Raw genomic sequence first — 23,990 nt, forward strand, 5'->3', positions numbered from 1 at the left:
AGCGTCTTCGGGCTCTGCTCCACCGGGGGTCTTGTCGATATGAACAGTCATTTCGTCACCACGACATCACCGGCCGCGAGACCGGACAGGATCTCGATCTTCTCCTCGCCGTTGATCTCCAGCGGCCTGCCGGCAACCACGGCACGTTCCACCACCTGATCTCCCTCGCGGACAGCGACGAAGTCGATGCCGGCGCGGCTGGAAAGAGAGGACGACGGCACCACCAGAGCGTCGCGGTTGCCGATGGGCAGTTCGACGAGAACTCTCGCTGCGACGAAATCGGTGTCGAGGCCATCGACCTCCACATCCGCCGTGACGCGACCACCCTCGATCTGCGGATAGATCTTCACGAGTTCGCCTTCGAGCCTTTCTCCTCCGGCCTCTATGCTGATCTGCGCTCCTTGAGAAAGTTGGTGGGCGTGGCGTTCGGGTATCGCGAGCCGCAGGAAGAAGCCGCCGCCTGCGATGGTAGCGACCGTTTCGCCGGCCATGACCACGGCGTCGCGGGTGACGGGCACGGAGATGACGCGGCCGTCCGAAGGCGCGAGAACCGCTCCCTCCGAGGTCTGTTGCACGAGGAGGGATCGCTGGGCCTCGGCCTGGCGAACCTGGTTGGTGATCACGTCCAGCTGGGTTCGGAGCTGATCGAGCCGCTGCGTGCTGGTCGCGCCGCTGCGGACCAGTCTATCGGCACGGTCCAGTTCCACCTGCGCATCATTCATCGATGCTTTGAGGCCCTGAAGCTGAGCATCGACCGCCTTGATCTGGAAGTCGATCTTGTCGTCCTTGACCTCGGCGATCACGTCGCCGGCCTTGACGAGGTCGCCTTCGGTTATCGTCAGGCGCGCCACCGTGCCGCCAAGTCTCGCGCGTGCCAATACGGTGTTACGCGGCTGGATCTGGCCATAGACCGCCTTCATCTCCGGTATGCTGACGAGCTTGAGTTCTGTATCGGCCGCATGGGCGACGCTCAGTCCGGCTGCCGTCAGGGCAGTGATCAGGGTGATGAAGGCGGTGGGCTGCATGATGAATGTCCTCAGAATGCGGTGCCGGGGCGCAGGCCCAGCTTGCGGAATATCATGGCCGCCGGGCAGAAGCCCGTGAAGGCCGACTGTAGCAAGTTCACGCCGATGAAGGCGGTGAACCAGACAAATCCCGGATGCACGAAGTAGGTGAGCAGCAGCGAGAGCAGGACCATGAGGCCGGCAAAGGCGAGAACCGCGCGATCGATCGACATGTTTTTCTCCTTAAGATACATATCTACGATAGTACGTATATATAGGATAAATGAATGTCAAGCGGGACAGTCGTCATTCCATGGCCGTGGCCGTCAGGCGACGCAGTCGGACGTCTTGCAGAAACTCTCGTAGAGGGTGCCGATCACGGCTCGCGCGGGTTCGCTTTCGATCCGGTACCAGATCGTCTGTCCGTCGCGCCGGCCGGCAATGATTTTTTCCCGACGCAGGAGTGCCAGGTGCTGGGAGACGGTGCTGTCGCGAATGCCCAGGAATTCCGCCAATTGTCCGACGGAATGTTCGCCATCGGCAAGGCGGCAGAGGATCAGCAGACGATATCGGTTCGATAGCGACTTCAGGAGTTCGCTGGCCATGTCTGCGCCAGCCTTCATCTGTTCAGGATCAATCTTCATAGATACGAATATATATCATAAAAGAATGGTGGCAAGAGTTGACATGCCGCAAGGGTGCCATAAATATAAGAAAAATACTATGTATTGCGGGTGTCTTGACTATGCGTCGGACCCTGCCGCCGAAGGAGCCCTAAATGAGCATTCGCAGCATCGATCCCAGTTTTCATGTCACCAGCCAGATCAAGCCATCGCAACTGCGTGAGATCGCGGAACTCGGCTTCAAGACGGTGATTTGCATGCGACCGGACAAGGAAGGATTCTTGCAGCCTTCCTTCGAGGAAGTGGAAGAGGCTGCAAGAGGTGCCGGGTTGGAAGCGCATTATCTGCCCGTCATTCCCGGTTCGATCTCCTTTGATCAGGCACGTCAACTCAAGGACCTGCTGGCCAGACAATCCGGCCCTATCCTTGCCTACTGCGCGTCCGGCATGCGCTGTGTCGCAGCTTACGACCTGGCCAAGCGGGCGTGACAGGCCTCGATCTCAAGCCGCCTTCTGTCGTGTCCGAGGAGGCCGATCACAAGAATTAGGGATCGACGCAACCTGCGATTTATTCTCCTATGCCCGTCACTTGGGGAGCGGTGGCGATGGATCAGTTGCGTACAGAAGGCAATATCGGCGAGAGGACGGGCGTTTATGCCGGTGTCGAGGAATATCTCGCGCAGCCGGTCTGGCAGGCGGCAATGCCCCTCTTGTCGCATCCGGGCTATGAGAATGCGGTGCTCGCTTATTGCCGCAGGATGATCGAACCCAGCGGCTTTCGCTGGCCCGAAAACAAGATCTTCGCGCAGAAAACGCGGTATCTCACATGCTACATGCTGATCGCCCTTGCGGGACGCTTCGATCTCGGGATCGGCCCGGCGCCGACGATGACACTGTTGAAAAGCGTGGTGCCGGGCAGCGCTCGGCAGGTCAGCGACCTCATGGCTGGACTGAGGGCCGGCGGCTTCGTCATCGCCGAACAAAACCCCAGTGATCGACGCGAGGTGCGCCTTCGGCCGACGGCTCCGCTCATCTTGAAAATCGCACGCTCACCCTTGGCATTTCTCGCCTCGTCCGCCCTGCTGGAACAGCATTCCTTGCACGAATGGCTGACTGTGGATCCCTCGCGGCTGGGTGATCTCCTGGCGCGCTCGATGGATGCCATTCTATCCACGGACATGCTCTTCGCGCCTTTTCCCACAATCGTCGACTTCTCTAGCCGGGATAGTGGATACCTGATCCTGTGCGCGGTGATCGGGGCTCATCTCGCCCGATCGGGAGGTGAGAACTGGGACCTGCCGCTGAGCTATGATGGTCTTTCTCAGCGTTTCCAGGTTTCACGCCAGCACGTCGGCAATGTTCTGGCGCCTTCCGTGAAACGTGGGCTCTTCAGTATCCAAGGCGGCAGGATCGAGAATATCGACGAGCGATTGCTCACGGAGTTCTTTTGGTGGAGCGCCGGGCAAATGTCGCATTATCAGATTGTTGCGCGTGAATCGGCGTCAGCCTGACGCATATGGCGGAATCTAAGTGTTGATTTAGAAATTCTTTAATTGCTGGTGGGCTAAATTGATTCTTGGTTGCAGAATCAGGATTGCACGCCGGTCGAACCGGGCGATCATTGTCGTGACAAGGTGCCAGCCGGTCGGGCTTGCGAGGAGAAATTGCAGATGAACATGTCAAACGCCGCGGATGCCCTCGAAATCATCGCTTTTCGCCTTCATCAGCAGGAATTCTGCGTCAAGACGACCTCCATCCGCGAAATCCGTGGCTGGGCACCAGTGACGCCGATCCCCCACTCCCCCTATGAGGTCCTCGGCGTGATGAACTTGCGCGGTACGGTCATTCCGATCGTCGACCTTGCAGTCAAGCTCGGCATGCCGGCGGCTCAGGCCACGGAACGCAGCGCCGTGGTGGTTACGGAAGTGAATGGCATGACGGTTGGCCTGCTGGTCGATGGCGTGTCGGACATCCTGACCGTGGCGGGCAGCACCCTCCAGCCGCTACCGGCGGCAACCGGTCCGAGTGCCGCATTCTCGGACGGGATCATCGCGCATGACAAGAGCATGATCTGCTTCCTCAGCCTCGAGCGCATGTTCGGCGAGGACGACCCGTCGTCCTGGGGCATGGCGGCCTGATCCGATCCGGGGCAGTTTAGAGATCCGTTGCCATTCGGGCGCCCGTGGCGCCCGCTTTCATCATACTTTGTTTGCCATGGTTCTCGAAAGGGTTGTAGCGCCGCTGTGGCGCTCACGAAGAATTGCGACTTTTTTAAGTGTTTGAGCCCAGGTTCCGTGGCGAACGGCTTCCGTAATTCCCATCTTTGTAGCAGGATGTCGTCAGAGGAGCACCGAGGTGACGCAGTCCCCGAACAACCTGACAGAAGACCTTCTGAGCCGTCTTGGCGATGCGCTGGCTGGTACGCATGGCCGTGAGCTCTCGCTCGACGCGGTGAAGTCGCTCGTGGACCTCGAAATCCAGGACTGGAACCTCGACCGTTGTCCAGATGACAGCCGATCAGGCACTGCTCGTGTAGAGCAGCCCCTGATCGGGCATCGGATCCGGCTCTCCTCCGACTGATTACACTCAATTCTGTGCCGTTATCGTGCAGCTGATCCGCCGCCCCTCGTAGAGCGCCGTCTGATTGCCGCCGAGCTTGGAATTCGACAGGGGTCTCAGCGATGAGAACTCGTTCGTCATTTCAAGGTCGTTGGTGAGGGAGACATAGGGCTCGAGCCATGCGATGGACGAGAGATTGTTTTTCAGACCCGGTTTCACCGTCTGGCTTTTGCCGTTGATCTTCTGAACGATGCCTGGGTCCTTCACCGCCGCAACGGAGAAGCGTGCCATGGTCATCAGCTTGGCCAGGTCCGCGCCACCCTTGCCGTAGCCGGCCTCACACAGCCGGGCAATGGATGTGACGAGAGGTGTCATCGCATGCAGCTGGTAGTGCAGCGCGTGTCTTTGCCGGTTCATCTCCAGCGGCAGGCTGCCGTCCGGTGCGGCATTGGCGATCATGGTGTAGTTGCTGAGAATAGACCATTCCACGAGGCCGCGATCACGATTGAGCACGCCGACTTCGCCAACGGCCATGCTCGCCCAGGCGCGCAAGTTGTTGCGCGCCGCACCCTTCGTGGCCTCGGTCTCGAAGAATTGGACGGTCTCCTGAGCTCGCTTCTGCAGCCATTTCTCGATGATCCGCTCTCGATCGTGAAGACCGGGCACCTGATCGCGGGCTTCGGCATAGACAATGGCCAGGCCACCAACCCGCGATGGAACGGATAGCTTGGCATTAAAGGTTCGCATCTCGTTGAGCGCGTCCGCCTTGGCCCAGCTATAGATGGAGTCCACCACGCAGCGCTGGTAGGCGCGGCGGGTCGCCACATCCTTTTCCTTCTGTGCCTTCGAAACCACCTTGGCGAGGTTCTGGATGAATTGGTCGATGGGTTTCAGCGCTTTGGTGACCGCCGCATCCGAATCCTCATCGATGGCGGAGCGAGTTTTGGAGTCAGCCTCGTAGCGGCTGCCGAAGCCGAGGCTCATGATCGGCGTCGGCGTTTTGAAGCAGGTCTCGTCTGCCGCTTTTGCCTCCGGCGTCATGGCCATGGCGGCGGTTATGGTGAGCAGCGAGGCTGCGATGTGGCGGTTCAGTGTCCATCTGGTGAGATCGGCCAATGATCAACCCTCCGTTCCTGCGTTGTTGAGCTTGAGGACCTGGGCGGCAGCGGGGTAGCCGGCTTCTGCGGCTTTCGCCATCCAGGCTTGTGCGGCATCGAGGGCCGGGCGCGTGCCCAGTCCATAGGCGTAGGATTGCGACAGGAGGAACATGGCCTCGGCGTCGCCGGCTTCCGCTGCTTTCTTCAGCCAGGTGAAGGCAGCCAGAATTGTTTTGCTGTCCTTTGCGTCATCGCGCAGCAGCTTCGCCACCTCACGCATGGCGATGGGCTGACCGCCCTCGGCTGACTTCTGGTACAGGCCACGCACATCGATGCGCTGTGTTACCTGACGCTGAATTTCCGGCTTCATGTTGGCCAGCATGAGGAGTTTTTCAGGCACCTCCTGCAGATCCGAACGCTGCACGAGATCGACAAAAATGTCGCTGGCCATCTGTGGGTCGTAGCTCTCACCCGTATCGTCGGCGTAATGTTTGACGAGACGATAGAAAGCCGCCGGTTCCCCGCCCACACGGGCCTCCTGATACAGTTCGATTGCATGCTGCTGCATGTCCGGGCTGTTCAGCGCCATGTAGACATCGGCGATCTTGACCTGTCTCCAGGCATCGCCGCCGGAAATGTGTTCGGCAATCGAGAGCCAGCGCTGTGCATCCTGCTTCAGGTGCCTGATGGCGAATTCGGCAAGCGACATCGTGTCATCGTAGTCACAGCGCTGCGTGCTGATCGCCTGGTGGTAGAGGCGTAGCTGATCTTCCTCCGACGCCGCATTTTCGGCTAGCAGCAGCTGGGCCGACATGTCGCCACGATCACGCATGACTTCACTGAAACGAGCGAGGGGCGAAGAAGAGGGATCCGTGCCCGGCCCCTCCAGTTCCTCAAGGAGGCGCACGGCCCGGCCAGAACCACTCTCGGCGAGTGGATGCAGGATCTCCTTGGCCAGCGCCACGCTCTCGGGATCGGTCGCATAGTTGTTGACGAGGAAGCGCGCAAAGCTCAGGCCGGCATCGACTGTCATGCCTTCGCCGGTCATCTGGATGCTGCGCTTGGCATCGTTGATGCGGCCTTTTTCGAGGTTCTGCTTGAATTCGAGCAGCGCCGCCTCGACGGTTGCGCCGCGGCGGACTTCGGCGCGTTCCGCCCAGAAGCGCAGCACCTGATCTGAGTAACCTGCACCCTTGAGGTAACGCTGATAGAGGGCAAGCGCGCTGGCGCGGCCATAGAGCGCCTGGGTCTGGATCGCCGCGATCACCATTGGATCCTTGAGAGCGGGCAACTGATCGATCTGCTCAGGTGCGAGGTCGAGCGTCTTGTTGCCGGCGCCGGCCTCGACGTTCGACCAATAGTCTGCCGCTGCAAGATCGGGCCCTGCCGGATCGACGCAGAGGTAGACCCGCTGAAGCTTCGCGATCGCGTTGATCTCGCCGTTGATGTGGATGGCGCCCGAGAGAAGGTCGGTGGATCGGGCGATGGTCCTGGGCGACAGGTCTTCGCGCATCAGGAGTTCGGCGAGATCGATCCCTCCCTCGATATCGCCTCGTTTCACGGCTTCTTCCAGCAGTGGCTTCACCTCGGGAGACGATTTCCAGAGACCGTCGCGGGCCTGGATGACGCGGGCGAGACGGGTCAGAGCCCATGGTGGCGGGTCGTCGCGGGCGATCAATCGGCGTAGCAGGTCCTCATAGGCTGCCGCATCGGCAGGCGAGGTGTCTTTGGTCTGCTCCAGAAGCTGCACCTGCTTGATGAGGCCGGCCTGGTTGCCCGCCGCTTCCGCCTGCTTGAAGTAGGCGAAGGCCTTCTCCTTGTCCTGCCCAACCAGCGCGCCTTCGGCATAGAGACGTCCCATTTCGAGGATCGCGGCCATGTTGCCGCCGTCGGCTGCCTTTTTCAGGTATTTCAGGAGAACGTCGTTGTCCTTGATCACCTTCTCGCTGAGCAGATTGAGTTCGGCGACTTCCCAGGCGGCGGCCGTGTCACCGAGGTCGGCGGCAAACCGGTACCAGGCCTGGCTGAGATCCGGATCATTTACGACGACTTCGCCGTCGTCATATTCGCGGGCGAGGCGGCTGATGCGGTCGCAGATGCCTTCGTCCATCACGCCGACGAGCGAGCCGAAGGCCATGTTCACGGCAAGTTCCGGCTCGATTTCCCAACCGTCTACGCTCTCTCCGTCTTCGGTGATCCGCGCGAGATCGAGGATAGCATCGGCATTGCCGCCATAGGCGGCCTGGACCTTGAGCTTCAGCCCCGCCGATCTGTCCTGGTCGATGCCTTCGCCTGCGATCAGATAGTCGGCGAGCGTGTTCAGCGAACCTGCAGGATGTCCGCCGATGTCGAGCAGTTTCTTGACGAGGCCGTCCGCGCGAACCGTGTCGGCCTCGCCCTTGGCCAGCATCAGCTTGACCGTGTCGAACATTGCGTCCGTCTGGTCATAGCCCTTCTTCACCGTCGGCATCAGTTCCTGGATGCGGGTGATAATGGGTTCGAAGCGACGGGCATCGAGATCCCGCATGCGGTTCATGTCGCGGGTGATGCCGAAAGTCGCCCGTTTGGGGAGGGCCTTTTTGTCCCATGCGGTCCATTCCGCGATCATGTCCTCGTCGCGGACGCGCGGCGTGCAGGCCGCCGATTTCGGCAGCTCGACGTCCGGTGGCGCAAACCGGACGTCGATCGCGGCTGTGCGTCCCGGCGCTCCGGCGGCCATCGTCATCACGCCTGCCATCAGCAGCGACTTCGCCATTCTTGCAATCGTCATGATAAACCTCCGGAACTCTCTGTTTTAGCGGGCAATGGTGCTCGGAACGGCGACGGCGTCGACCTGGTCGCCTTCTCCGGTCACCACGATGGTGACGCCGGCGAGCCGCTTGAATTCGACCTTGTCGAGCTTGGCGAGGTCCTTGTCGCCTTCACGAACGACGAGATCGACCGCCAGCGGGGCGCGAAGGGCCACGGACTTGGAGCCGCCGCTGTCCACGTCCGACACGGCTTCCGCACCTGCCTGGGGTACGAAGAGGTCGATCGCTGCCTTTTCGGTCAGGTTGTAGAGCGAAAGCGTCGCCTTGGACGGGTTCTTGGTCATGTCGTCGACCACTGTCGTTGCGCCCTCCTTGGTGACGACCACCGAGTAGAACTTGCCCGCAGTCGCCTTGACGCTGCTCTGACCCAGCGAGGACGAGACCGGAATGTCGCCCGGCGCAACGGCTACGTAGGGGGAAACGCCGTCTTCGAGCTTGTTGAAGGCACTGTTCTGGACGGAGGCGCTGGTTGCGCCCGGAGCGATCACGCGGACAAAGGCCGAGTTGGGGTCCAGCGGCTTTTCATAGAGGCCACCGTCGTTGGCCCAGACGCCCGAGGACAAGGCAAGCGTGGCCGCGATCGAGGCGATGGCAAAGCGGATCGGGGTCTTGGTCATCATGACTGTTCTCCAGTTTTGGTCTTGCAGATGGATAGGGTGGTGGTGTCATCGACAGGCGCGTCAAAGGTGACTTCCACCTTGTCGATCGAGCCTGCGGGGAAGCCACCGAGAGAGAAGAAGTAGCGGCCGGTCGAGCGCAGGCGATCACCGCGCTCGATCGAGCGGGTGCGAACGGTTCCGTCGGCGCCTGTCAGCGTGAAGGTGGCCTTGCGGCTGCTGTCGCTGCCAATGTCTGCGAGGATGACGTCGTCGGTGCTGAGCTTGGCCGTGGAAAGAGCGGCTTCGACTGCATTTTCGCCGCTTGCCGTCGAAGGAACAGCGGGGCTGCATTCGCCGAGCGAGGCGGCCACGATCTCCGCCCAGGGTGCGTCGCCATACTGGCCGAGATTGTTGTAGATCGGGTTTTCCCAGATCAGGAAGCGCGGACGTTGCTCCTGGAACTCGCGCGAGGTGATGTAGGAGAGGATCGATCCGAACTGATTGCCGCCTGAAATCGAGTAGTTGTCGAGGGGGATGCCAGTCCAGTGCTCGAGATATCCGGCGAAGTTGCTGATCGGCTTGTCGGAGTAACTGGTGCCGATGAGGGCGATTGTGGCCGCGTCTCCACTTCCGAAAATGTCCATCGAGCCGGAGCCGGCCGATTCGTCTTCGACACGTGTCGCCTCATAGGTGTGGGCGGTGACCGTGGGCACGTGGTTCACGCAATGCTTCTGCAGGAGTTCGCGCATGCTGGAGAATTCCTCCGGCGGCGGGACTTCCTTCATGTCGAAAAGGACAGGCTCGACGCCTTCGTATGCCGGCAATGCCTTGACGCGGTCGCCGATCGCCTTCGCTGCGATATCCGCTCCGTGTGCCGTCCAGTGGAAGTCGGCCTGGAAAAAGGAGTGTTCGCCGAAGCTGTTTCGATTGTTCTGTCGCATCGGTGTCGCGATATCGACGGCGGCCACGCCCTTGTCGTTCAGACGGCGAACCACGTCGTCATAGATCTCGGTCGCGATGCCGGCATCGAAGCCATAGAGGGATGCGCGAGCGGGCACGAGTTCGGGAAGGACTTGCGATTTCGTCGGCAGGGGCACGTAGATCAGCTTCGTTCCGTTTTTCTCCAGCGCCTTTGCCATGGCCGCCAGATTGTCGACCGTCTGATCGGTGAAGGCGTGCTGCAGGCGCATGTCGGCGAGGATACGGAAAAACATTCCGTCCTTGCCCTCGATCATCTGGAGCTCGGCGATCTCTTCCAGGCTGTTGCAGCCGTATGAAGAGGGCGTATCGCCTCCGCCTGTTTCGGCCTGGGCCTGGTTGCCGACCGCCACTATGATGGCGGCAAGGGCTGTGCCGGCGAGTATGCGTGTCTGGCGAACTCGGGTCATTGCTGAACCTCCGCGGTTGTTTCACTGGACTTTGTTTGGAGCTGCGCCAGGAGATTGCTCGCTGCCGCCTTCATTCCGAGGCTGCCGTTCTCCTCGGCAATCGCGAGAAAACGGGTTGCCTGTTCGGTCTGCTCCGGGGTGCGGTTTCGGTCGGACAGGAGAAGCACGGCCAGCTTGAAGGCGGTGTCGCCGTTCTTCCTGCCAACACCGGAGGTGAGAAGCGCTTCCAGCTCGTGACGCTTGTCACCGAACACTCGGCCTTCGCTGTAGAGCCGGATCAGGCCCTCGACTGCCTTGTCGTTCCCCTTGCGGGCTTGCAGCCGGAGGGCGGTTTCCGCACTCGTGAGATGCGATGGAGACAATTCGAGGCTGTCATTGCCGAGGATGTCCATCATGTGGCGCACCGCGTAACCGCGATCCTGATAGGCCGCGATCGAGAAATAGTGCAGAGCATCGGTTGCGAGCTTCGGATCGCCCTGCTTCTGGATACGTTCGGCGAGCTTGAAGGCGCCGATCCCGTCCTTGGCATCGGCCAGCGCCTGAAGTTCACCGTATGAGACCTTCTTGCCGGCGAGCAGACGCTTGCGCGCTTCCTGCAACGGGAGCGGCAGATGCGAGGCAGGGCCCATGGTCTTGCGCTTGGCGGGCTTGGTCGGTTCGACGGTTTCCGGCGGATTGCGCGGGAAGAAGGGTTTTACCGCATGGGCGGGTGACAACCCCATCAGAGGCAATCCGATCATGGTGGCGCAGAGAAGGCGGACGATACAATCAGACATTGCCACCTCCGGGCTTCTTGTCACTGTCGCGCTCCCACAGCGTCTTGGTGCCGAGGTAACGGATCGGGAATTCCCAGACGACGACGGTGGGCGTCGTCTCGTCGAGCGCGGAACCGGCCAGCAGGTCCATCATCGGGACACCTGGTCCAAGGCCCTCCTTGGCGACGTTCACGACATCTGATCGCAGCGATTGGCGGAGGAAGTCGGCGAAGGACCAGTTCTCGTTCGCACTGTAGCTGGTTCCCACCAGCATGATCGGGACAGCCGTGTCGTCGCCGAAGATGTCGGCGCCGGCGGCGGCTGCATTCACTGTCGTGCGGTAGATCGGGATGTTTTCCTCTTTCAATCCCACTCCCGGTGCGTAATCGGGTGACGTGACGAACTTGGTCAGGTCTCCCCAAAGCGAGACGGGGGTCTGCCACTGTGCGGTCACCTCCTCGGAGGGAAGCGTGATGCCGGCCATCTGCAGACCGGTCTGGACGGCTTCCGCGGTCGCTTTTGCCCCGGCGGGTGACCAGTGCGTGTCCGACTTGAGGAATACTTCGCCGAAGGGTTTTGCTGCCAGAAGGGCAGGGCGGGTGTCGGCGATGACGATCGCTTGTCGCTTCAGGGCCGCGATGAAGCTGCCATAGGTCTCAGCCATGGCCGTTCCGCGAACGACTGAGGGGACCTCTTCGGAATAGACGTCCGATTTCGCCGGAAGTGGCGCGACGATCAACTGGATGCCACGAGCCTCCAGCTCACGCTTGACCTCGGCAATCCGACCGACTGCATCTTCGATTTCGGCCGCGGGGACGGTCTTGAACTCCTCGGCTGTGAAAAACCAACCGTCATCTCCGACGATGACACCCTTGCGACCGGCGCCCAGAAGGGCGTAGCGCGCATTGCCGAACAGACCGACGGAGGCTGCCCGGTGCGGCAGTTCGTTCTTGTAGAGTGCGTCGAGGTCGCGTGTCGCCTCGCCATCGATCACGTAGCCGAGCGACAATTCCTTTTGCTCCGATGCTTGAGCCGTCGGTGACGCTGCATTCAGAAGCAGGGCCGAGTTGGCATAGAGCGCGTAGCCGAAGAAGGCGGCCGGCAGAACCAATGTGGCTGTGTGTTGGCGCAGACTGGGCATGGTGTTGCTCCTGTCAGAACTGGAAGTAGAGGAAGGGGGAGGCGGACTGCTCGGCGAGGCGCGCGATGGTGACTGCCAGAAGGGCCGTCATTGCGAGCGGATAGGCGATGGACGGGGCTGCAATGATCGAGCCGTCGGAAGCCACTCGCGGCGCGCCGGCGAGCGGCACACGGTCCGGATCGGTCATGTGCTTGAAGCGCGGCTCGAGGATGACGGCGACCACGGCGAGCAGGATGAAGACGAGGTGTTCCTGGTTGACGCTCGCCAGGAATTCCAGGCTCGGCGCCATGCCGTTCAGGCCGAGCATGCCGGCATAGACCGAGAAGGCTTCGCCGACGCTAGTGGCGCGGAACATGACCCAGCCGATGACGACAAGTAGCAGTGTGGCGGGTACCGTCACGACCTTACTCAGGCTGGCGCGGGCATAGCCGGTGTAGCGCTCAATTGCCAGCCAGCTGCCGTGCCAGGCACCCCAGAGCACGAAGGTCCAGGCCGCGCCGTGCCAAAGGCCGCCGAGCAACATGACCAGGAAGAGGTTGAGGTAGGTGCGCAACGGTCCCAAACGATTGCCGCCGAGCGGGATGTAGAGGTAGTCGCGCAGCCAGGTCGACAGGCTGATGTGCCAACGCTGCCAGAATTCGGTGATCGAGGCGCTGAAATAGGGTGTGTCGAAGTTGCGAATGAACTTGAAGCCCATCATCAGGCCTAGGCCGATGGCCATGTCGGAATAGCCGGAGAAGTCGAAATAGAGCTGCAGGGTGTAGGCGGCGGCCCCGAGCCAGCCTTCGACGAAGGTGACATTGCCAGAGGCGAAGGCGGCATCCGCGACCGGAGCGATGGAGTCGGCCAGCAGAACCTTCTTGGCGAGGCCGATGGTGAAGATGCCGAGACCGGTTGAGAACAGGGCGAGGCTGTGGGTGCGGGAGTGGAACTGGTCGGCCAGATCCTTGAAACGCAGGATGGGACCGGCGATCAGCTGCGGAAACAGCGCGATGAAGGCGGCGAAGTCGACGAAGTTGCGGGTCGCCGGTGTATCCTTGCGGTAAACGTCGATGACGTAGCCGACAGCCTGGAAGATGTAGAAGGAAATGCCGATCGGCAGGATCAGGCGCCAGTGGACGCCGAGTTCATCGGGCGTCGTGCCGAGCAAAGCCGCGAAACTGTCGACGAAGAAGTTCAGATACTTGAATACGCCAAGCACGGACAGGCAGCCGACGACGCCGAGCACAAGCGGGATCTTGGCGCGGGCCTGGCCCTCCCAGCGTTCGATCATCAGGCCGCAGCCATAAGCCCAGGCGGTGACGCCGACGAACAAGACCAGAAAGTCCGGTCGCCACCAGCAATAGAAAATGTAGGAGCCAATGAGGATGGTCCACGACTTCAGCCTGTCAGGCGTGAGGTAGTAGGCGGCCAGGAACAGCGGCAGAAAAAGAAACAGGAACGTCTCTGACGAAAAGACCATTGTCAGCTCCCGGTTTTACAATCCACCGGAGCGGTGGATGAGGTGTTGGCGTGAATGGTGAGTGCCTTAGGCTTCGCATCGGCGGAGGCGGCAGTCTCGAGAAGTTCGGGTACGTATGGGGCGAACTCGCCGTCGAGCAGGATCGGCGACTGGCCGGCGAAGTCATTGGCCTTGAGGGCCACTTCACTCGCAGCGCCGCCGTGGATGCCTGATTTGTTGGCAGAGAAGGCGTTGCCGTCGATGGCGACACGGGCATTGTCATCCTGGTCGATGATCGAGATACCGGCGCCGGCATTGGCGATGAGATCGTTGTGCGACAGGGTGAGCGCATGGCTCGCCCGCACCTTGATGCCGACCTGGCTGTTCGACAGCATGATATTGTCGGAAATGGTGACGCAGGCGCTGCGTACGACCGAGACGCCGCCTCGGCCGTTGCGCGACATCAGATTGCCAGTGATGGAGACATCGCGAGCGTCGTTCGCAACGAAGACGCCGCTGCCGCGATTGCCGAGCAGGATGTTTCCGGTGACCCGGATCGACGAACTCGTGTTCTGGATATCGATTGCCTGTGTTTCGGTTGTGCCGGTGATGATGTTGTCGCTGATATCGGCGCCGGTGACGCCCTTCATGGCGATCGCCGGGCCCGTGCCACCCGAGAAGCGGTTGCCCGCAACAAGCATGCGATGGGTGTTTTCCAGGCTGAGGCCGGACACGTTCTGAAAGCTGCTGTCGACGACATGGGACGTGATTTTCGACGGGAACAGTGCCGCACCGAGGATCGACAGCCCGCTGGTGGAGCCGGCGCCTGCATAGCCGAGACGGCTGAAGCGGGCGCCCGAGGCCTGCAACGCGCCGGTCATTGCGGTTGCGACGAAGGGTCGAAAGCTATTCAGGCCGGAATTTTCACCCGCGGAGGCTTTGAGTTCGCCGCCATCCACGGTCAGTAGACCGGAGTTGAGCAGGAATGCGCCATCTGCTGTCGAGAGTTCCAGTGACTGCTGCGGCTCGATGACGAGCGCTGAATCCGACCAGATGACGATCGGCCAGCGGGAAAGGATAGTCTCCCCCCTGCGTTCCACAGCGCCGGGAAAGAGCTTTTCCGCCTCGGCTGCCAACTGGTCGAGCGTCATGGCGCCGCCGCGGATAAAGAGCGCCGGTGCCGCTCGGTTGACGAGAGCCTTCTCGATCTCGGTATCGAACTGGCGCGCGGTCTGCAGGCGCAGTTGGGCCAGCATGAAGTCGATCGGCACAGTCTGGAGTTTGCCGACAGTCGTCAGACGGTGCAGGGCAGGGCGGGGGGCGGCCTCTGTCCGGTCGATCATTGCCAAACGGCCGGTCAGGAGTTCTCGGGCATCATCCTTGCGGGTGTCGACGGATTGGAGCCGTGCTCCGATCTCGGCGACGGTCCGGGTCAGCCCGGCCAGCTCCGCCCTGCCGAGGCTCTCGGCGCGCAGGCCGTGAGCCGTCGACGTCAGCAGAAGTGCCAGAAGAAGGGGGAGGCCCTTGCGCATCGCCATACCCTCAGCTGTGCACGAGTTGCAGGGTGGCGACGGCCTCGGCTTTTTCGACAACGACTTCGCAGACGACCTCCACCAGCTGCATTTCGTGTTCGGGGCCGCAATAGATGGCTGCCGCTTCGCCTGCGGGGACCTCGAAATTGTCACCGATGCGAAGCGGGCGGGTGACAGCTCCGGTCTTCAGGAGGCCAGCCCCAGAGGTGACCGTCACCATGCGGTGCGACGCGGCGTCTTCGGCAATCGGCAGCATGGTGCCGGGACGGAGCGTCATCATGCGCAGCTCGTAGCCTGGGCCGCTCTGTACGCGGCGCACTTCGCCCCAGGCCATCTGGTTGCGCATGTGCTGGGCGAGTTCGCGACGCTTGATGCTCTCCAGCTTCTTCACGATCTGCTTGACTTGCTGGGCCTGATCGCGCGTCGTGATCAGCAGCGCATCGTCGGTGTCGACAACGACGACATCGTCCATTCCGACGAGGGCAATCAGCTTGCCAGAGGCGCGGACATAGGAGTTGCGCGTGTCGATGCTGATGACGTCGCCGCTCAGGACATTGCCGTCGGCGTCCTTCTCAGCGATGTGGTGCAGGGCGTTCCAGGCGCCGACATCGCTCCAGGCGACGAGGAGAGGAGCGATCACCGTGCGCGGGGAATGCTCGAACACGATGGATTCCGTCGGCAGATTGGCCGCCGGCTGCAGCGCTTCAGCATTGAGGTAGAAGGCATGCTCGGTTTCGAAGCCGTGGTCGAGGGCGTTTTTCACGGCTTCGAAAGTCTGCGGGTCCAAACGCTGGAATTCCGAAATCAACACATCGGCGCGGAAGAGGCTGAGGCCTGACGCCCAATAGGCGCCGCCGGCATCGATCAGGGCCGTGGCGACCTCGACCGGCGGCTTCTCGATGAAGCTCGCGACCTTGCGGGCGCAGGTGAGGTCGTCGAGGGCGCCGCCATCGACGATGTAGCCATAACCCGTTTCCGGATATTCGGGCGGAACGCCGAAGAGCACGATGTGACCCTGTTCGGCGGCCTTTCGGGCGGCGAGAACATTGGCCGGCAGGTCACCCTTGACGATGTGGTCGGAGGGGATGACGCAGATCAGGGAAGCCGGATCCGTCTTGGCCAGCGTCAGGGCGGTGGCCAGCACGGCCGGCCCGGTATTGCGGGAGATGGGCTCCGCCAGCACACGCGCCGGGCACTTGATGTCGCTCAGCTGGCGCAGAACTGTCGCGACATGGGCGCTGCTCACGGCGACGATCGGGTCAGCGAAGCCAGGCGCGCGATGGCGCTCTACTGTGGCGTGGAAGAAGGTGGTTTCCGAGTTGCCGTCGATGCGCTGGAACTGCTTGGGATGTTCCGTGCGCGAGAGGGGCCAAAGGCGAGTACCGATGCCTCCGCAGAGGATAAGGGGGTGAATGTCTTGCATGACTGCTCCTGTGAATCCGTTGGAGTGACTACGCGGGAAAAACTGCCAGGACTTCAGGTGGCGGCCCCCTCCCTGAACCACTCGCCGAGCTTCTGACGCAGGGCGAAAACACGTTGACTGATGATGCGGACGGAGACAGGTGAGCCGGCGGCTTCGCTGCCGAGTTCGGCGTTCGGCTCGATCAGGGCGCGCACTTCGCCTTCATTGCCGACGGCCGTCAGGGCCTCGGCATTCTGCGCGAGGCTGCCGAAGACGACCTTGCCATCGGAGAATCGGAGCTCGGCAATGTCACCGGAGACCAGTTGTTTGGCCTGGTCGGCCGACACGACGGCCTGGACGACCGGGGTTGCGCTCTCATCAACCACTTCGACGATCGGGTCGCCCGCCATGACGGTGGAACCTTCGCCGGAGCGGGTCGGCAGGATGCGGCAATCACAGGGCATGTTGACGCTCAGCGTGGTGCCGGAGACCGATTGCAGCGTGTAAAGCACCTCTCCCCGGGTGGCGCCGAGGTCGAGATAGGAGATCTGGCCGCTGGCGATCGCCCGCAGCGGCTGGCCGCCTGCAGAGAGAACGGCGAGTTGCTTCACTTCCTTGGAGAAAACGCGTTCGTAGACGAGGTTGGCGGCGATCCCGGCAAGCGCCAGGCTGAACGCCACGGTTGCCACTGTCTTCAGACCGCTTCCGACCATGCCGCCGATGCTCGTCTGGGTGCCCTGTTTCTTGCCGCCTGATACGGCTGCCCGTTCCCGCAGGCTGATGATGCCATCAACCGAGGTGACATCGCCGGCGATGTAGCTGTTCAGGAGATAGCGTAGCGTCGGCAGGTGCTCGCCCGTCGGCTCCAGGAAGTCGAGCCTGACTTCGCCGGTCTCGGCATGGGTGCGGCTGATGCGGACATCCACCTGAAGCGAAATCGTATAGCCGTCGAAGTCGAAGCGGAGGACCGCGATGCGTTCCTTGCCCTCGAGCTCTGGCCCCGCGAGGCCCGATACCGTTGCCGAGACCAGGGACAGGCTGCGGCCGGTGAACTGGCGTCCGTCGATGACAGCCACGAAGGGGATGTTCGTCTTCGGATGCTCCGTCCCCGTGTCGAGCAGAACCGGGAAGCTCTCGGCCTGTCCGGTGTAGCCCTGGGAAGCGGTGTCGCGTGCGGCCTTCGTTTCGGTATCCATGGTTACGGTCCTTCGGGGTTAGATGATGTTGCCGACATAGGCCACGCCGAGGATGAGCCATCCGAGTGCGAGGCAGTGCATGTAGGTGGAGCTCATGGCGCGCCAGCGCTGGCCGAGCGGGATCGCCCGGGCCGAGCCGGAGCCCGACTGACGGGTCCATCTCTGGCGGTCGAGGCGGAAGAGAATGAAGCTTTTGACGATCGCGCCGCCGACCTGGCTGAAATAGAGAAGGAAGGGATAAGTGATCGGGAAGCTCTTGCCGCGGAAGGCCATGATCACGGTGCAGAACAGATAGCGGGTGAACATGACCCAGGCGACGTAGATCGGCAGGATCCAGGGGCTGACGAAGAAAGCGGCCAGCAGGATGCTCGCGGGACCGGCCAATGTGGTCCAGATCGAGAGCGCCTGGTCGAGGATCGACCACCAGGTGAAGTAGCCGATCCTGGAAGCGGGGAGGGCGAGTGCGCGGGCATTGGTGCGCAGCATGTTGCCGAACCAGCGGGTCATCAGCGTCGAGGCGGATTCGAAGAAACCATCCTTGGGCTGGGTCTCGATCGACAGGGTGCAGAGATCCGGCAGGTAGAGCATCTTGTAGCCGCGCTGCAAAAGCCAGAACCATGTGGACTTGTCGTCGCCGGTCAGGAAGTGGACGCGGCCGAGGCGCCAGTGGTCGATGAAGTCGTTGCGGACGAGGTCGACGAAACCGGGATCGGTCGCGAGGCTTGCCCGGAAGATCGACATGCGGCCGGTCAGCGTCAGCACGCGTCCGCCGAGCGACATCGACGACATCATGACGTGGCGCTGCGAAAAGCGTAGGTCGAACCAGTCACGGAACAGGCGACCACCCTGGGTGTCGCTCAGTTCGTCGGTCGTCACCGCGCCGATGGTCGGGTCGGTGAAGAAGGGAATGCTGCGATCGACCACGTCATGAGGCACGCAACTGTCACCGTCGACGAAGATCACGATGTCGTTGCGGCCTGGGTTGAGCCTGGCGATCGAGCGGAGCGAGGTGGCGAGCGCGTCGCGCTTTCCGGTTCCCTCGATCTTGTCGATCTTCAGGCCGACGGCGGCTTCGCGACCCGGATGATTGAGGGCGACCGATGCCATGACGCGGCGGATGAGGCGCGCATCGGCCTCGTCGACGATCGAGGCGACGATCGTGGCGCCACCCTTCGCTCGGAAGGCGGCCTCGAAGATCGAGCGATAGACGCGGGTCGAGATTTCAGGGGCGATCTTGTAGGTCGTGACGAGGAAATAGGCGTGGTCCTTCAGACCCCGGGCTGTGTAGGCCTCGGCGGCCTGACGGCGCCGCCGAGGATAGGCGAAGTTGAGGAAGTAGGCGGCCCTCGCCAGGTTGACCCCAGCCCAGGCATAGCGCCATGCGCCGATGAGACCGACGGTGATCAGGGTGCCGGAGACCGCAGAGACGGTCGGGTGCGGCACGCTGAGCGCCAGAATCGTCATGGAGAGGAGGTAGATGACGTGGGCCAGCATGGGTGCGCTCCTTACCAGCAAATGCCCTGGTAGGTGCCGGACGAGCGGATGTCCGGGCGGATGCGCAGGAGATCGACCATCGGAACCTTGTCGCTCGACTGGTCGAGTGCCTGCATGGCCTCGGCGTAGTGATTGCCGACGAGAATGACGTCCGAGGTGTCGATCAGGTCGTCGAGTTCGCCGACGAGGCGGTTCTTGAGGTCTATTGCGGTATCATTGCCGCGACCGGCGCCGCTCATGCCTTCCGCATAGGCCTGCTGGACGAAGGGGTCGTAGATTTTCAGATCATAACCCTTGGCGATCAGGCGGGAGGCGAGGCTCGCGAGTGGGCTTTCGCGCAGGTCGTCGGTGCCGGTCTTGAAGCTGATGCCGACCATGCCGATAGTCTGACCGCCCATTTGAGAAACCATGGTCTCTGCGCGGTCGATTTGGGCTTCGTTCGCTTCGAGCACGGCATCGAGCAAGGCGCTCTGGACATGCGCCTCCTTCGCGAGATGGCGGAGCGCACGGACGTCCTTGGGGAGGCAGGAGCCACCGAAAGCAAAGCCGGGGCGCATGAAGTAGGGCGAGATGTTGACCTTGAGATCCGAGCACAGGATCTTCATCACCTGCTGGCCATCGACGCCGCAGGCCTTGGCGATGTTGCCGATCTCGTTGGCGAAGGTCACCTTCACGGCGCGCCATGAATTGCTGGTGTATTTGATCATCTCGGCGGTCGCGAGCGGTACCGAGTGGCAGACGCAGGGCAGACCGGCATTGATTTCGTGCAAGATTTTGTCGGTCGTCTCGTCGATCGCGCCGAACACGATCAGGCCCGGATCGTAATAGTCCTCGATAGCGGTGCTTTCGCGCAGGAATTCCGGGTAGTAGCCGACGCCGAAGTCCTTGCCGGCGATCAGGCCGGAGGCTGCTTCCAATGCCGGAATGCAGACCTTGTCCATGGTGCCTGGCACGATGGTCGAGCGAACGACGACCGAGTGGAAGGCTTTCTTGCGGGCAATGGCTGCAGCGATCGCCTCGCAAGCCTTCACGACATAGGTGAGGCCAACGGATCCATCCGGGGCACTCGGCGTGCCGACGCAGACGAAGGAGAGATCGGTGGCGGCTATCGCCTCGTCGATGTCGAGCGTGGCACGCAGGCTGCCATTCGCCACTGTCATCTCGATGAGTGGTTCCAGGCCCTTCTCGACGATAGGGGTTTTGCCCCGATTGATCGTGTCGACCTTGGCCGGATCAATATCCACGGCCACGACTTCATGGCCGTCCTTCGCCAGGCATGCCGCGGCGACCACGCCTACATAACCGATACCAAATACGCTGATCCTAGCCATTTGCTGCCCTCTATCCTGTCGGCAGATCCCCTTTGCGGAGCCTGCCGATTGTTAACGTCCGTTAATGTCGGACTTAGGAGTGGCAGTTGTTTGCAGTGCATCAAAGTCAGGAAAAATGGAGATTTGTCAGGAAAATCCCTGTTATCTTCAATATATACCTAATATAATTTCGTTTATTTCAAATGAATCGACGAAATCCGCGATCGTGTTATCGCGGTCACTATTTCGATTGATTATATCTTGATTAGTGCTGAAGCCAGCCTACACTTATCGCATAGTTCACGATGTCAGATCGAGTTCTGAGGTCGAGCTTTTTTATCGCTCTATACTTGTACGTCTCGACCGTCTTGGCGCTCAACTGAATGTCGGCTGCAATTTCCTTCATCGCCTTTCCAAGGGCGACATGGCGCAGGACGAAGGCTTCTTTTCCGGAGAGCTTACCCCGAGTGATTTCGATTTCGGGTGCTATCCGTTCCGCCACGGCGAGTGCTGCCTGGTCGATCACCACATCGCCTGCATACACAGCCTTGATGGCACGCAGGAGGCGGGGACTGGCAACGGTCTTGGTGACAACACCGTTGTATCCGCGGTTGATGTAGGTTTCGGCCGGCTGGGTTTCCCGGACGTCGCAATAGGCGATCAGCCGGCTTTCCCCTCGAAAAGACTGGAAGTCCAAATTCTCCACTGTCAGCGCCCGTTCGAGATAGGCGGGGTCCGCGACGATGACATCCGGGTGCTGCCGCTTGATATGGTCGCACAACTTCAGGTCGCGCTGAGGAATAACGAGTGCCGCCAGAGGGCGGGCGGAATTGATAAGGAAGTTCAGTCCGTCCACGAGCACCGGATTTTCATCCAGGACGACGACCCTGATCTTGCTAGTGTGATCCATTGCAGCTCCAATCTCTCGACAACGCTACAGATCTCCTGACCGGTCACATCCCGGTGAACATGCCTGCACTTAACTAGCTTGAGGCTCGATGTTCGAAGAGAACGCCGGGGGTGTCAAGATGTTGCAGTGCCGCGAAAATTCTAGGCAAATTGTTGTTGTGCAACATCTTGATGAGCGTATTGGTTTTTTCTGATTTCTATATAAACAATATATTTCAATTGCTTGTGTGTGATTTCGAAGTGGATTTCATGGTTGCATTTGATACTGATGCAATTTCGCAGTGCGAAAAACTGTTTTGTTTTCGATCAAATCCAGTCACTCCACAAGGGTTCTTATAAGGAATGACCGATGAGATTTTCATCTTCATAGGCCCTGAAACCTTGTTCAAATTTGGCCGGAATGTGGCCGGTTGTTGCGCTCGCCTGCGATCTTTCGTCATCCCCGGACGAAACGTGGCACGAAATCGTTACCCCGGAGACTTCACGGCTCCGTGATTTGCTTGACGCTAGAAGTTCTATGGGGCGAAATTGCAGCGGCGACATTTCTGTCGTTTTTTGGCTATTAAGCGCAACTGCGCCAGCCATCCATGGGGATGCTGACGCAAGCTCTCTTCGTCTATCGGTTGTGCCGAGGGAGTTCAGGCCGCGGTTTCGTAGCAGGCCATGTTCCGTCTGCTCATCAAAGATCTGTCCAGCGTCTTGCCGGGCGCGACCATGGCGAGAATTTCAGAAGCGAAAGCTTCGGCATTGCGGATCGCCTTTTCGCCGCTGCCGGTTGCCGTGCCTTCGAGCTTGCGCAAGGGGCGATTGAGATCGAACATCTCGCGGTAGGCTGCCCTTTCGGAGATCGGCGTGTCGAGCACATTGATCTGCTGCTCGGCCAGCAGCCTTTTTACGGCCGACATCGAACGGGTGGTGATGGCGGGATTGACCCTGGACAGCACGACAGAATGGGGGATGCGGATGCCGGCCTTACGGTCCAGGTAACGTAGCAGATCGAGAACCTGTGCGCCGCCCTGCGCGTCCATGCTGCTTCCCTGGATCGGAACGATGACATGGTCGGAAAGGCCGACGGCAGATGCCAGCAGAGGCGACTGGATGCCGGGGAGGTCGATGATGACGAAATCCCATTCCTGCCGACGTTCATGCACGATCTTCTGGATCGTTGAAGCAGAGACATAGGTTTCAACCGAAAGCCTGGGGATGAGCGGTGCACCTTCCTGCCAGCGTGAGAACCACCGCTGCGGATCGGCATCCAAAACGCAGACACGATGATTGCGATGGAGGAGTTCGGTGGCGAGCAGAAGGGCTGCGGTCGTCTTGCCTGCGCCGCCTTTCGTGTTTGCGAAAGTGATCACTGCCATGGGGTATTCCTGGTTCGGGTCTCGGGAGCCGGAATCGCTCATGCAAAAGGCACAGGCATCGTGCAGTCAAAATTATAAAGAAACGTGGTTAACAAGATATTGCGACTTTTAGGGAGGTTATGCGCTTTGGCTAAACTTAGGGCTTTCTTGGGCCATCTGCGCTCTCCAGGGTGGGGCTGTAGTGGGTGGCTGTTAATCTTTGGCATCCTGAAGTAGAGTGATGGGCGCGAGAGGCGCGCGGCAAGTCTATGCTGCAGTGCACAACATATAATAGTACTTTTGCTCTTTACAGCCGCTCAGACGTTGCCTATGCATAATCGCAGGCACCGTGGAGGCGGTGTCTTTTCAAGGGAGGACATCATGACATTTCTTCGCAAGCTTGCGCTCAGCGCAAGCGTGATTGCACTCGGCTGCTCGTCTGCCATGGCGGCAGACCTGACCGTCGGCTTCTCGCAGATCGGTTCCGAATCAGGCTGGCGCGCTGCCGAAACATCCGTCACCAAGCTCGAAGCTGAAAAGCGCGGCATCGAACTGAAGTTCGCCGATGCACAGCAGAAGCAGGAAAACCAGATCAAGGCCATCCGCGGCTTCATCGCCCAGGGCGTTGACGCCATCCTCGTTGCTCCCGTCGTCGCAACTGGCTGGGAAGACGTTCTGACGGAAGCCAAGGAAGCCGAAATTCCGGTCATCCTGCTCGACCGCGGCGTTGACGCTCCGCAGGATCTCTACCTGACCTCGGTCGCTTCCGATCAGGTGAAGGAAGGCCGCGTTGCCGGCGAATGGCTGGCCACCACTGTCGGCGACAAGCCGTGCAAGGTCGTTGAACTGCAGGGCACCGTCGGTTCGACGCCTGCGATCAACCGCAAGAAGGGCTTTGAAGAAGCCATCGCCGGCAAGTCGAACATCTCGATTGCCCGCAGCCAGACTGGTGACTTCACCCGCGCCAAGGGCAAGGAAGTCATGGAAGGCTTCCTGAAGGCTGAAAACGGCGGCAAGGATATCTGCGCGATGTACGCCCATAACGACGATATGGCCGTCGGCGCCATCCAGGCGATCAAGGATGCCGGCCTGAAGCCGGGCACCGACATTCTCGTCGTTTCGATCGACGCCGTTCCGGATATCTTCGCGGCCATGGTTGCCGGCGAAGCCAATGCCACCGTGGAACTGACCCCGAACATGGCAGGGCCTGCCTTCGATGCGCTCGACGCCTTCCTGAAGGACGGCAAGGAGCCGGAAAAGTTCATCATCACGGAATCCAAGCTCTACACACCTGCGGACAACCCGCAGGGCGAGTATGACAACCGCAAGGGCCTCGGTTACTAAGGTAACCCTCCCGGCAGGACCCTGCCCTCCCTGGTGGCGGGGTC

At 60.9% G+C, this 23,990-nt stretch carries 22 protein-coding genes; 5 read left to right on the plus strand and 17 right to left on the minus strand.

Annotated features, from left to right (window positions below; translation table 11 throughout):
• Window positions 1-47: 47 nt before the first annotated feature.
• From E9677_RS06640 to E9677_RS06650, 3 genes are all read right to left on the minus strand, one after another.
• Window positions 48-1,025: an efflux RND transporter periplasmic adaptor subunit gene (locus tag E9677_RS06640; protein ID WP_136557329.1), complete on the minus strand. Its 978-nt coding sequence runs from the start codon at window positions 1,023-1,025 to the stop codon at window positions 48-50.
• A gap of 11 nt (window positions 1,026-1,036) precedes the next feature.
• The gene (locus E9677_RS06645; protein ID WP_136557330.1) at window positions 1,037-1,237 is read right to left on the minus strand and encodes a YgaP family membrane protein; all 201 of its coding nucleotides are present in this window, start codon (window positions 1,235-1,237) and stop codon (window positions 1,037-1,039) included.
• A 93-nt stretch (window positions 1,238-1,330) separates the two neighbouring features.
• On the minus strand, window positions 1,331-1,648 hold the full coding sequence (locus E9677_RS06650; RefSeq protein ID WP_136557331.1) for an ArsR/SmtB family transcription factor: 318 nt from the start codon (window positions 1,646-1,648) through the stop codon (window positions 1,331-1,333).
• A gap of 134 nt (window positions 1,649-1,782) precedes the next feature.
• Between E9677_RS06650 and E9677_RS06655 the strand changes: the two genes are divergently transcribed.
• From E9677_RS06655 to E9677_RS06670, 4 genes are all read left to right on the plus strand, one after another.
• The gene (locus E9677_RS06655) at window positions 1,783-2,115 is read left to right on the plus strand and encodes a TIGR01244 family sulfur transferase (protein WP_136557332.1); all 333 of its coding nucleotides are present in this window, start codon (window positions 1,783-1,785) and stop codon (window positions 2,113-2,115) included.
• A gap of 116 nt (window positions 2,116-2,231) precedes the next feature.
• Entirely contained in the window at window positions 2,232-3,137 is a 906-nt protein-coding gene (locus E9677_RS06660) for a MarR family transcriptional regulator (RefSeq protein ID WP_136557333.1), read from the plus strand.
• A gap of 159 nt (window positions 3,138-3,296) precedes the next feature.
• Entirely contained in the window at window positions 3,297-3,764 is a 468-nt protein-coding gene (locus E9677_RS06665) for a chemotaxis protein CheW (protein WP_112243780.1), read from the plus strand.
• A gap of 217 nt (window positions 3,765-3,981) precedes the next feature.
• Complete coding sequence (locus tag E9677_RS06670; RefSeq protein ID WP_136557334.1) at window positions 3,982-4,206, plus strand: hypothetical protein; 225 nt, start codon at window positions 3,982-3,984, stop codon at window positions 4,204-4,206.
• A gap of 6 nt (window positions 4,207-4,212) precedes the next feature.
• Here the strand turns inward: E9677_RS06670 and E9677_RS06675 are convergent, their stop codons facing one another.
• The 14 genes from E9677_RS06675 to E9677_RS06740 form a co-directional block, all read right to left on the minus strand.
• Complete coding sequence (locus tag E9677_RS06675; RefSeq protein WP_136557335.1) at window positions 4,213-5,301, minus strand: alginate lyase family protein; 1,089 nt, start codon at window positions 5,299-5,301, stop codon at window positions 4,213-4,215.
• 3 nt (window positions 5,302-5,304) lie between these two features.
• Window positions 5,305-8,052, minus strand: coding sequence for a tetratricopeptide repeat protein (locus E9677_RS06680; protein WP_235882880.1), 2,748 nt, complete (start codon window positions 8,050-8,052; stop codon window positions 5,305-5,307).
• A gap of 24 nt (window positions 8,053-8,076) precedes the next feature.
• Window positions 8,077-8,712 (minus strand): alginate O-acetyltransferase AlgF, encoded by a 636-nt coding sequence (locus E9677_RS06685; RefSeq protein WP_136557336.1) that lies wholly within the window; start codon window positions 8,710-8,712, stop codon window positions 8,077-8,079.
• On the minus strand, window positions 8,709-10,079 hold the full coding sequence (locus tag E9677_RS06690; protein ID WP_136557337.1) for an alginate O-acetyltransferase AlgX-related protein: 1,371 nt from the start codon (window positions 10,077-10,079) through the stop codon (window positions 8,709-8,711). The genes E9677_RS06685 and E9677_RS06690 overlap by 4 nt, the downstream gene beginning before the upstream one ends.
• Window positions 10,076-10,855 (minus strand): hypothetical protein, encoded by a 780-nt coding sequence (locus tag E9677_RS06695; protein WP_136557338.1) that lies wholly within the window; start codon window positions 10,853-10,855, stop codon window positions 10,076-10,078. Before E9677_RS06695 ends, E9677_RS06690 begins: the two co-directional genes overlap by 4 nt.
• Window positions 10,848-11,975, minus strand: a complete 1,128-nt coding sequence (locus E9677_RS06700) for an alginate O-acetyltransferase (protein WP_136557339.1) — start codon at window positions 11,973-11,975, stop codon at window positions 10,848-10,850. The genes E9677_RS06695 and E9677_RS06700 overlap by 8 nt, the downstream gene beginning before the upstream one ends.
• Window positions 11,976-11,988: 13 nt before the next feature.
• A complete protein-coding gene (locus tag E9677_RS06705) occupies window positions 11,989-13,437 on the minus strand; it encodes an MBOAT family O-acyltransferase (protein ID WP_136557340.1) in 1,449 nt (482 codons plus the stop codon).
• Between the two features lie 2 nt (window positions 13,438-13,439).
• Window positions 13,440-14,948 carry a right-handed parallel beta-helix repeat-containing protein gene (locus E9677_RS06710; protein ID WP_136557341.1) on the minus strand — a complete coding sequence of 503 codons (1,509 nt, stop codon included), beginning with the start codon at window positions 14,946-14,948 and terminating at the stop codon, window positions 13,440-13,442.
• 10 nt (window positions 14,949-14,958) lie between these two features.
• Window positions 14,959-16,371, minus strand: a complete 1,413-nt coding sequence (locus E9677_RS06715; protein ID WP_136557342.1) for a mannose-1-phosphate guanylyltransferase — start codon at window positions 16,369-16,371, stop codon at window positions 14,959-14,961.
• Window positions 16,372-16,424: 53 nt separating this feature from the next.
• The gene (locus E9677_RS06720; RefSeq protein ID WP_136557343.1) at window positions 16,425-17,546 is read right to left on the minus strand and encodes a pilus assembly protein PilZ; all 1,122 of its coding nucleotides are present in this window, start codon (window positions 17,544-17,546) and stop codon (window positions 16,425-16,427) included.
• An 18-nt stretch (window positions 17,547-17,564) separates the two neighbouring features.
• On the minus strand, window positions 17,565-19,040 hold the full coding sequence (locus E9677_RS06725; protein WP_136557344.1) for a glycosyltransferase: 1,476 nt from the start codon (window positions 19,038-19,040) through the stop codon (window positions 17,565-17,567).
• An 11-nt stretch (window positions 19,041-19,051) separates the two neighbouring features.
• Window positions 19,052-20,371 (minus strand): nucleotide sugar dehydrogenase, encoded by a 1,320-nt coding sequence (locus E9677_RS06730; RefSeq protein ID WP_136557345.1) that lies wholly within the window; start codon window positions 20,369-20,371, stop codon window positions 19,052-19,054.
• A gap of 244 nt (window positions 20,372-20,615) precedes the next feature.
• Window positions 20,616-21,260: a helix-turn-helix transcriptional regulator gene (locus E9677_RS06735; RefSeq protein WP_136557346.1), complete on the minus strand. Its 645-nt coding sequence runs from the start codon at window positions 21,258-21,260 to the stop codon at window positions 20,616-20,618.
• 637 nt (window positions 21,261-21,897) lie between these two features.
• The gene (locus E9677_RS06740) at window positions 21,898-22,623 is read right to left on the minus strand and encodes a ParA family protein (protein WP_136557347.1); all 726 of its coding nucleotides are present in this window, start codon (window positions 22,621-22,623) and stop codon (window positions 21,898-21,900) included.
• Window positions 22,624-22,983: 360 nt separating this feature from the next.
• Between E9677_RS06740 and ytfQ the strand changes: the two genes are divergently transcribed.
• Entirely contained in the window at window positions 22,984-23,946 is a 963-nt protein-coding gene (ytfQ, locus tag E9677_RS06745; RefSeq protein WP_136557348.1) for a galactofuranose ABC transporter, galactofuranose-binding protein YtfQ, read from the plus strand.
• Window positions 23,947-23,990 lie beyond the last annotated feature (44 nt).

The sequence above is a fragment of the Peteryoungia rhizophila genome, from assembly GCF_004912145.1.
Taxonomy (GTDB): domain Bacteria; phylum Pseudomonadota; class Alphaproteobacteria; order Rhizobiales; family Rhizobiaceae; genus Allorhizobium; species Allorhizobium rhizophilum.

Excerpts from the sequence above, each read along its gene's own strand:
- E9677_RS06660 (WP_136557333.1), top strand. The coding sequence starts at position 2,232 with ATGGATCAGTTGCGTACAGAAGGCAATATCGGCGAGAGGACGGGCGTT.
- E9677_RS06705 (WP_136557340.1), bottom strand. The coding sequence starts at position 13,437 with ATGGTCTTTTCGTCAGAGACGTTCCTGTTTCTTTTTCTGCCGCTGTTC.
- E9677_RS06680 (WP_235882880.1), bottom strand. The coding sequence starts at position 8,052 with ATGACGATTGCAAGAATGGCGAAGTCGCTGCTGATGGCAGGCGTGATG.
- E9677_RS06720 (WP_136557343.1), bottom strand. The coding sequence starts at position 17,546 with ATGGATACCGAAACGAAGGCCGCACGCGACACCGCTTCCCAGGGCTAC.
- E9677_RS06685 (WP_136557336.1), bottom strand. The coding sequence starts at position 8,712 with ATGATGACCAAGACCCCGATCCGCTTTGCCATCGCCTCGATCGCGGCC.
- E9677_RS06710 (WP_136557341.1), bottom strand. The coding sequence starts at position 14,948 with ATGCGCAAGGGCCTCCCCCTTCTTCTGGCACTTCTGCTGACGTCGACG.
- E9677_RS06700 (WP_136557339.1), bottom strand. The coding sequence starts at position 11,975 with ATGCCCAGTCTGCGCCAACACACAGCCACATTGGTTCTGCCGGCCGCC.
- E9677_RS06695 (WP_136557338.1), bottom strand. The coding sequence starts at position 10,855 with ATGTCTGATTGTATCGTCCGCCTTCTCTGCGCCACCATGATCGGATTG.
- E9677_RS06665 (WP_112243780.1), top strand. The coding sequence starts at position 3,297 with ATGAACATGTCAAACGCCGCGGATGCCCTCGAAATCATCGCTTTTCGC.
- E9677_RS06645 (WP_136557330.1), bottom strand. The coding sequence starts at position 1,237 with ATGTCGATCGATCGCGCGGTTCTCGCCTTTGCCGGCCTCATGGTCCTG.
- E9677_RS06740 (WP_136557347.1), bottom strand. The coding sequence starts at position 22,623 with ATGGCAGTGATCACTTTCGCAAACACGAAAGGCGGCGCAGGCAAGACG.
- ytfQ (WP_136557348.1), top strand. The coding sequence starts at position 22,984 with ATGACATTTCTTCGCAAGCTTGCGCTCAGCGCAAGCGTGATTGCACTC.
- E9677_RS06725 (WP_136557344.1), bottom strand. The coding sequence starts at position 19,040 with ATGCTGGCCCACGTCATCTACCTCCTCTCCATGACGATTCTGGCGCTC.
- E9677_RS06650 (WP_136557331.1), bottom strand. The coding sequence starts at position 1,648 with ATGAAGATTGATCCTGAACAGATGAAGGCTGGCGCAGACATGGCCAGC.
- E9677_RS06655 (WP_136557332.1), top strand. The coding sequence starts at position 1,783 with ATGAGCATTCGCAGCATCGATCCCAGTTTTCATGTCACCAGCCAGATC.
- E9677_RS06690 (WP_136557337.1), bottom strand. The coding sequence starts at position 10,079 with ATGACCCGAGTTCGCCAGACACGCATACTCGCCGGCACAGCCCTTGCC.
- E9677_RS06715 (WP_136557342.1), bottom strand. The coding sequence starts at position 16,371 with ATGCAAGACATTCACCCCCTTATCCTCTGCGGAGGCATCGGTACTCGC.
- E9677_RS06640 (WP_136557329.1), bottom strand. The coding sequence starts at position 1,025 with ATGCAGCCCACCGCCTTCATCACCCTGATCACTGCCCTGACGGCAGCC.
- E9677_RS06735 (WP_136557346.1), bottom strand. The coding sequence starts at position 21,260 with ATGGATCACACTAGCAAGATCAGGGTCGTCGTCCTGGATGAAAATCCG.
- E9677_RS06730 (WP_136557345.1), bottom strand. The coding sequence starts at position 20,371 with ATGGCTAGGATCAGCGTATTTGGTATCGGTTATGTAGGCGTGGTCGCC.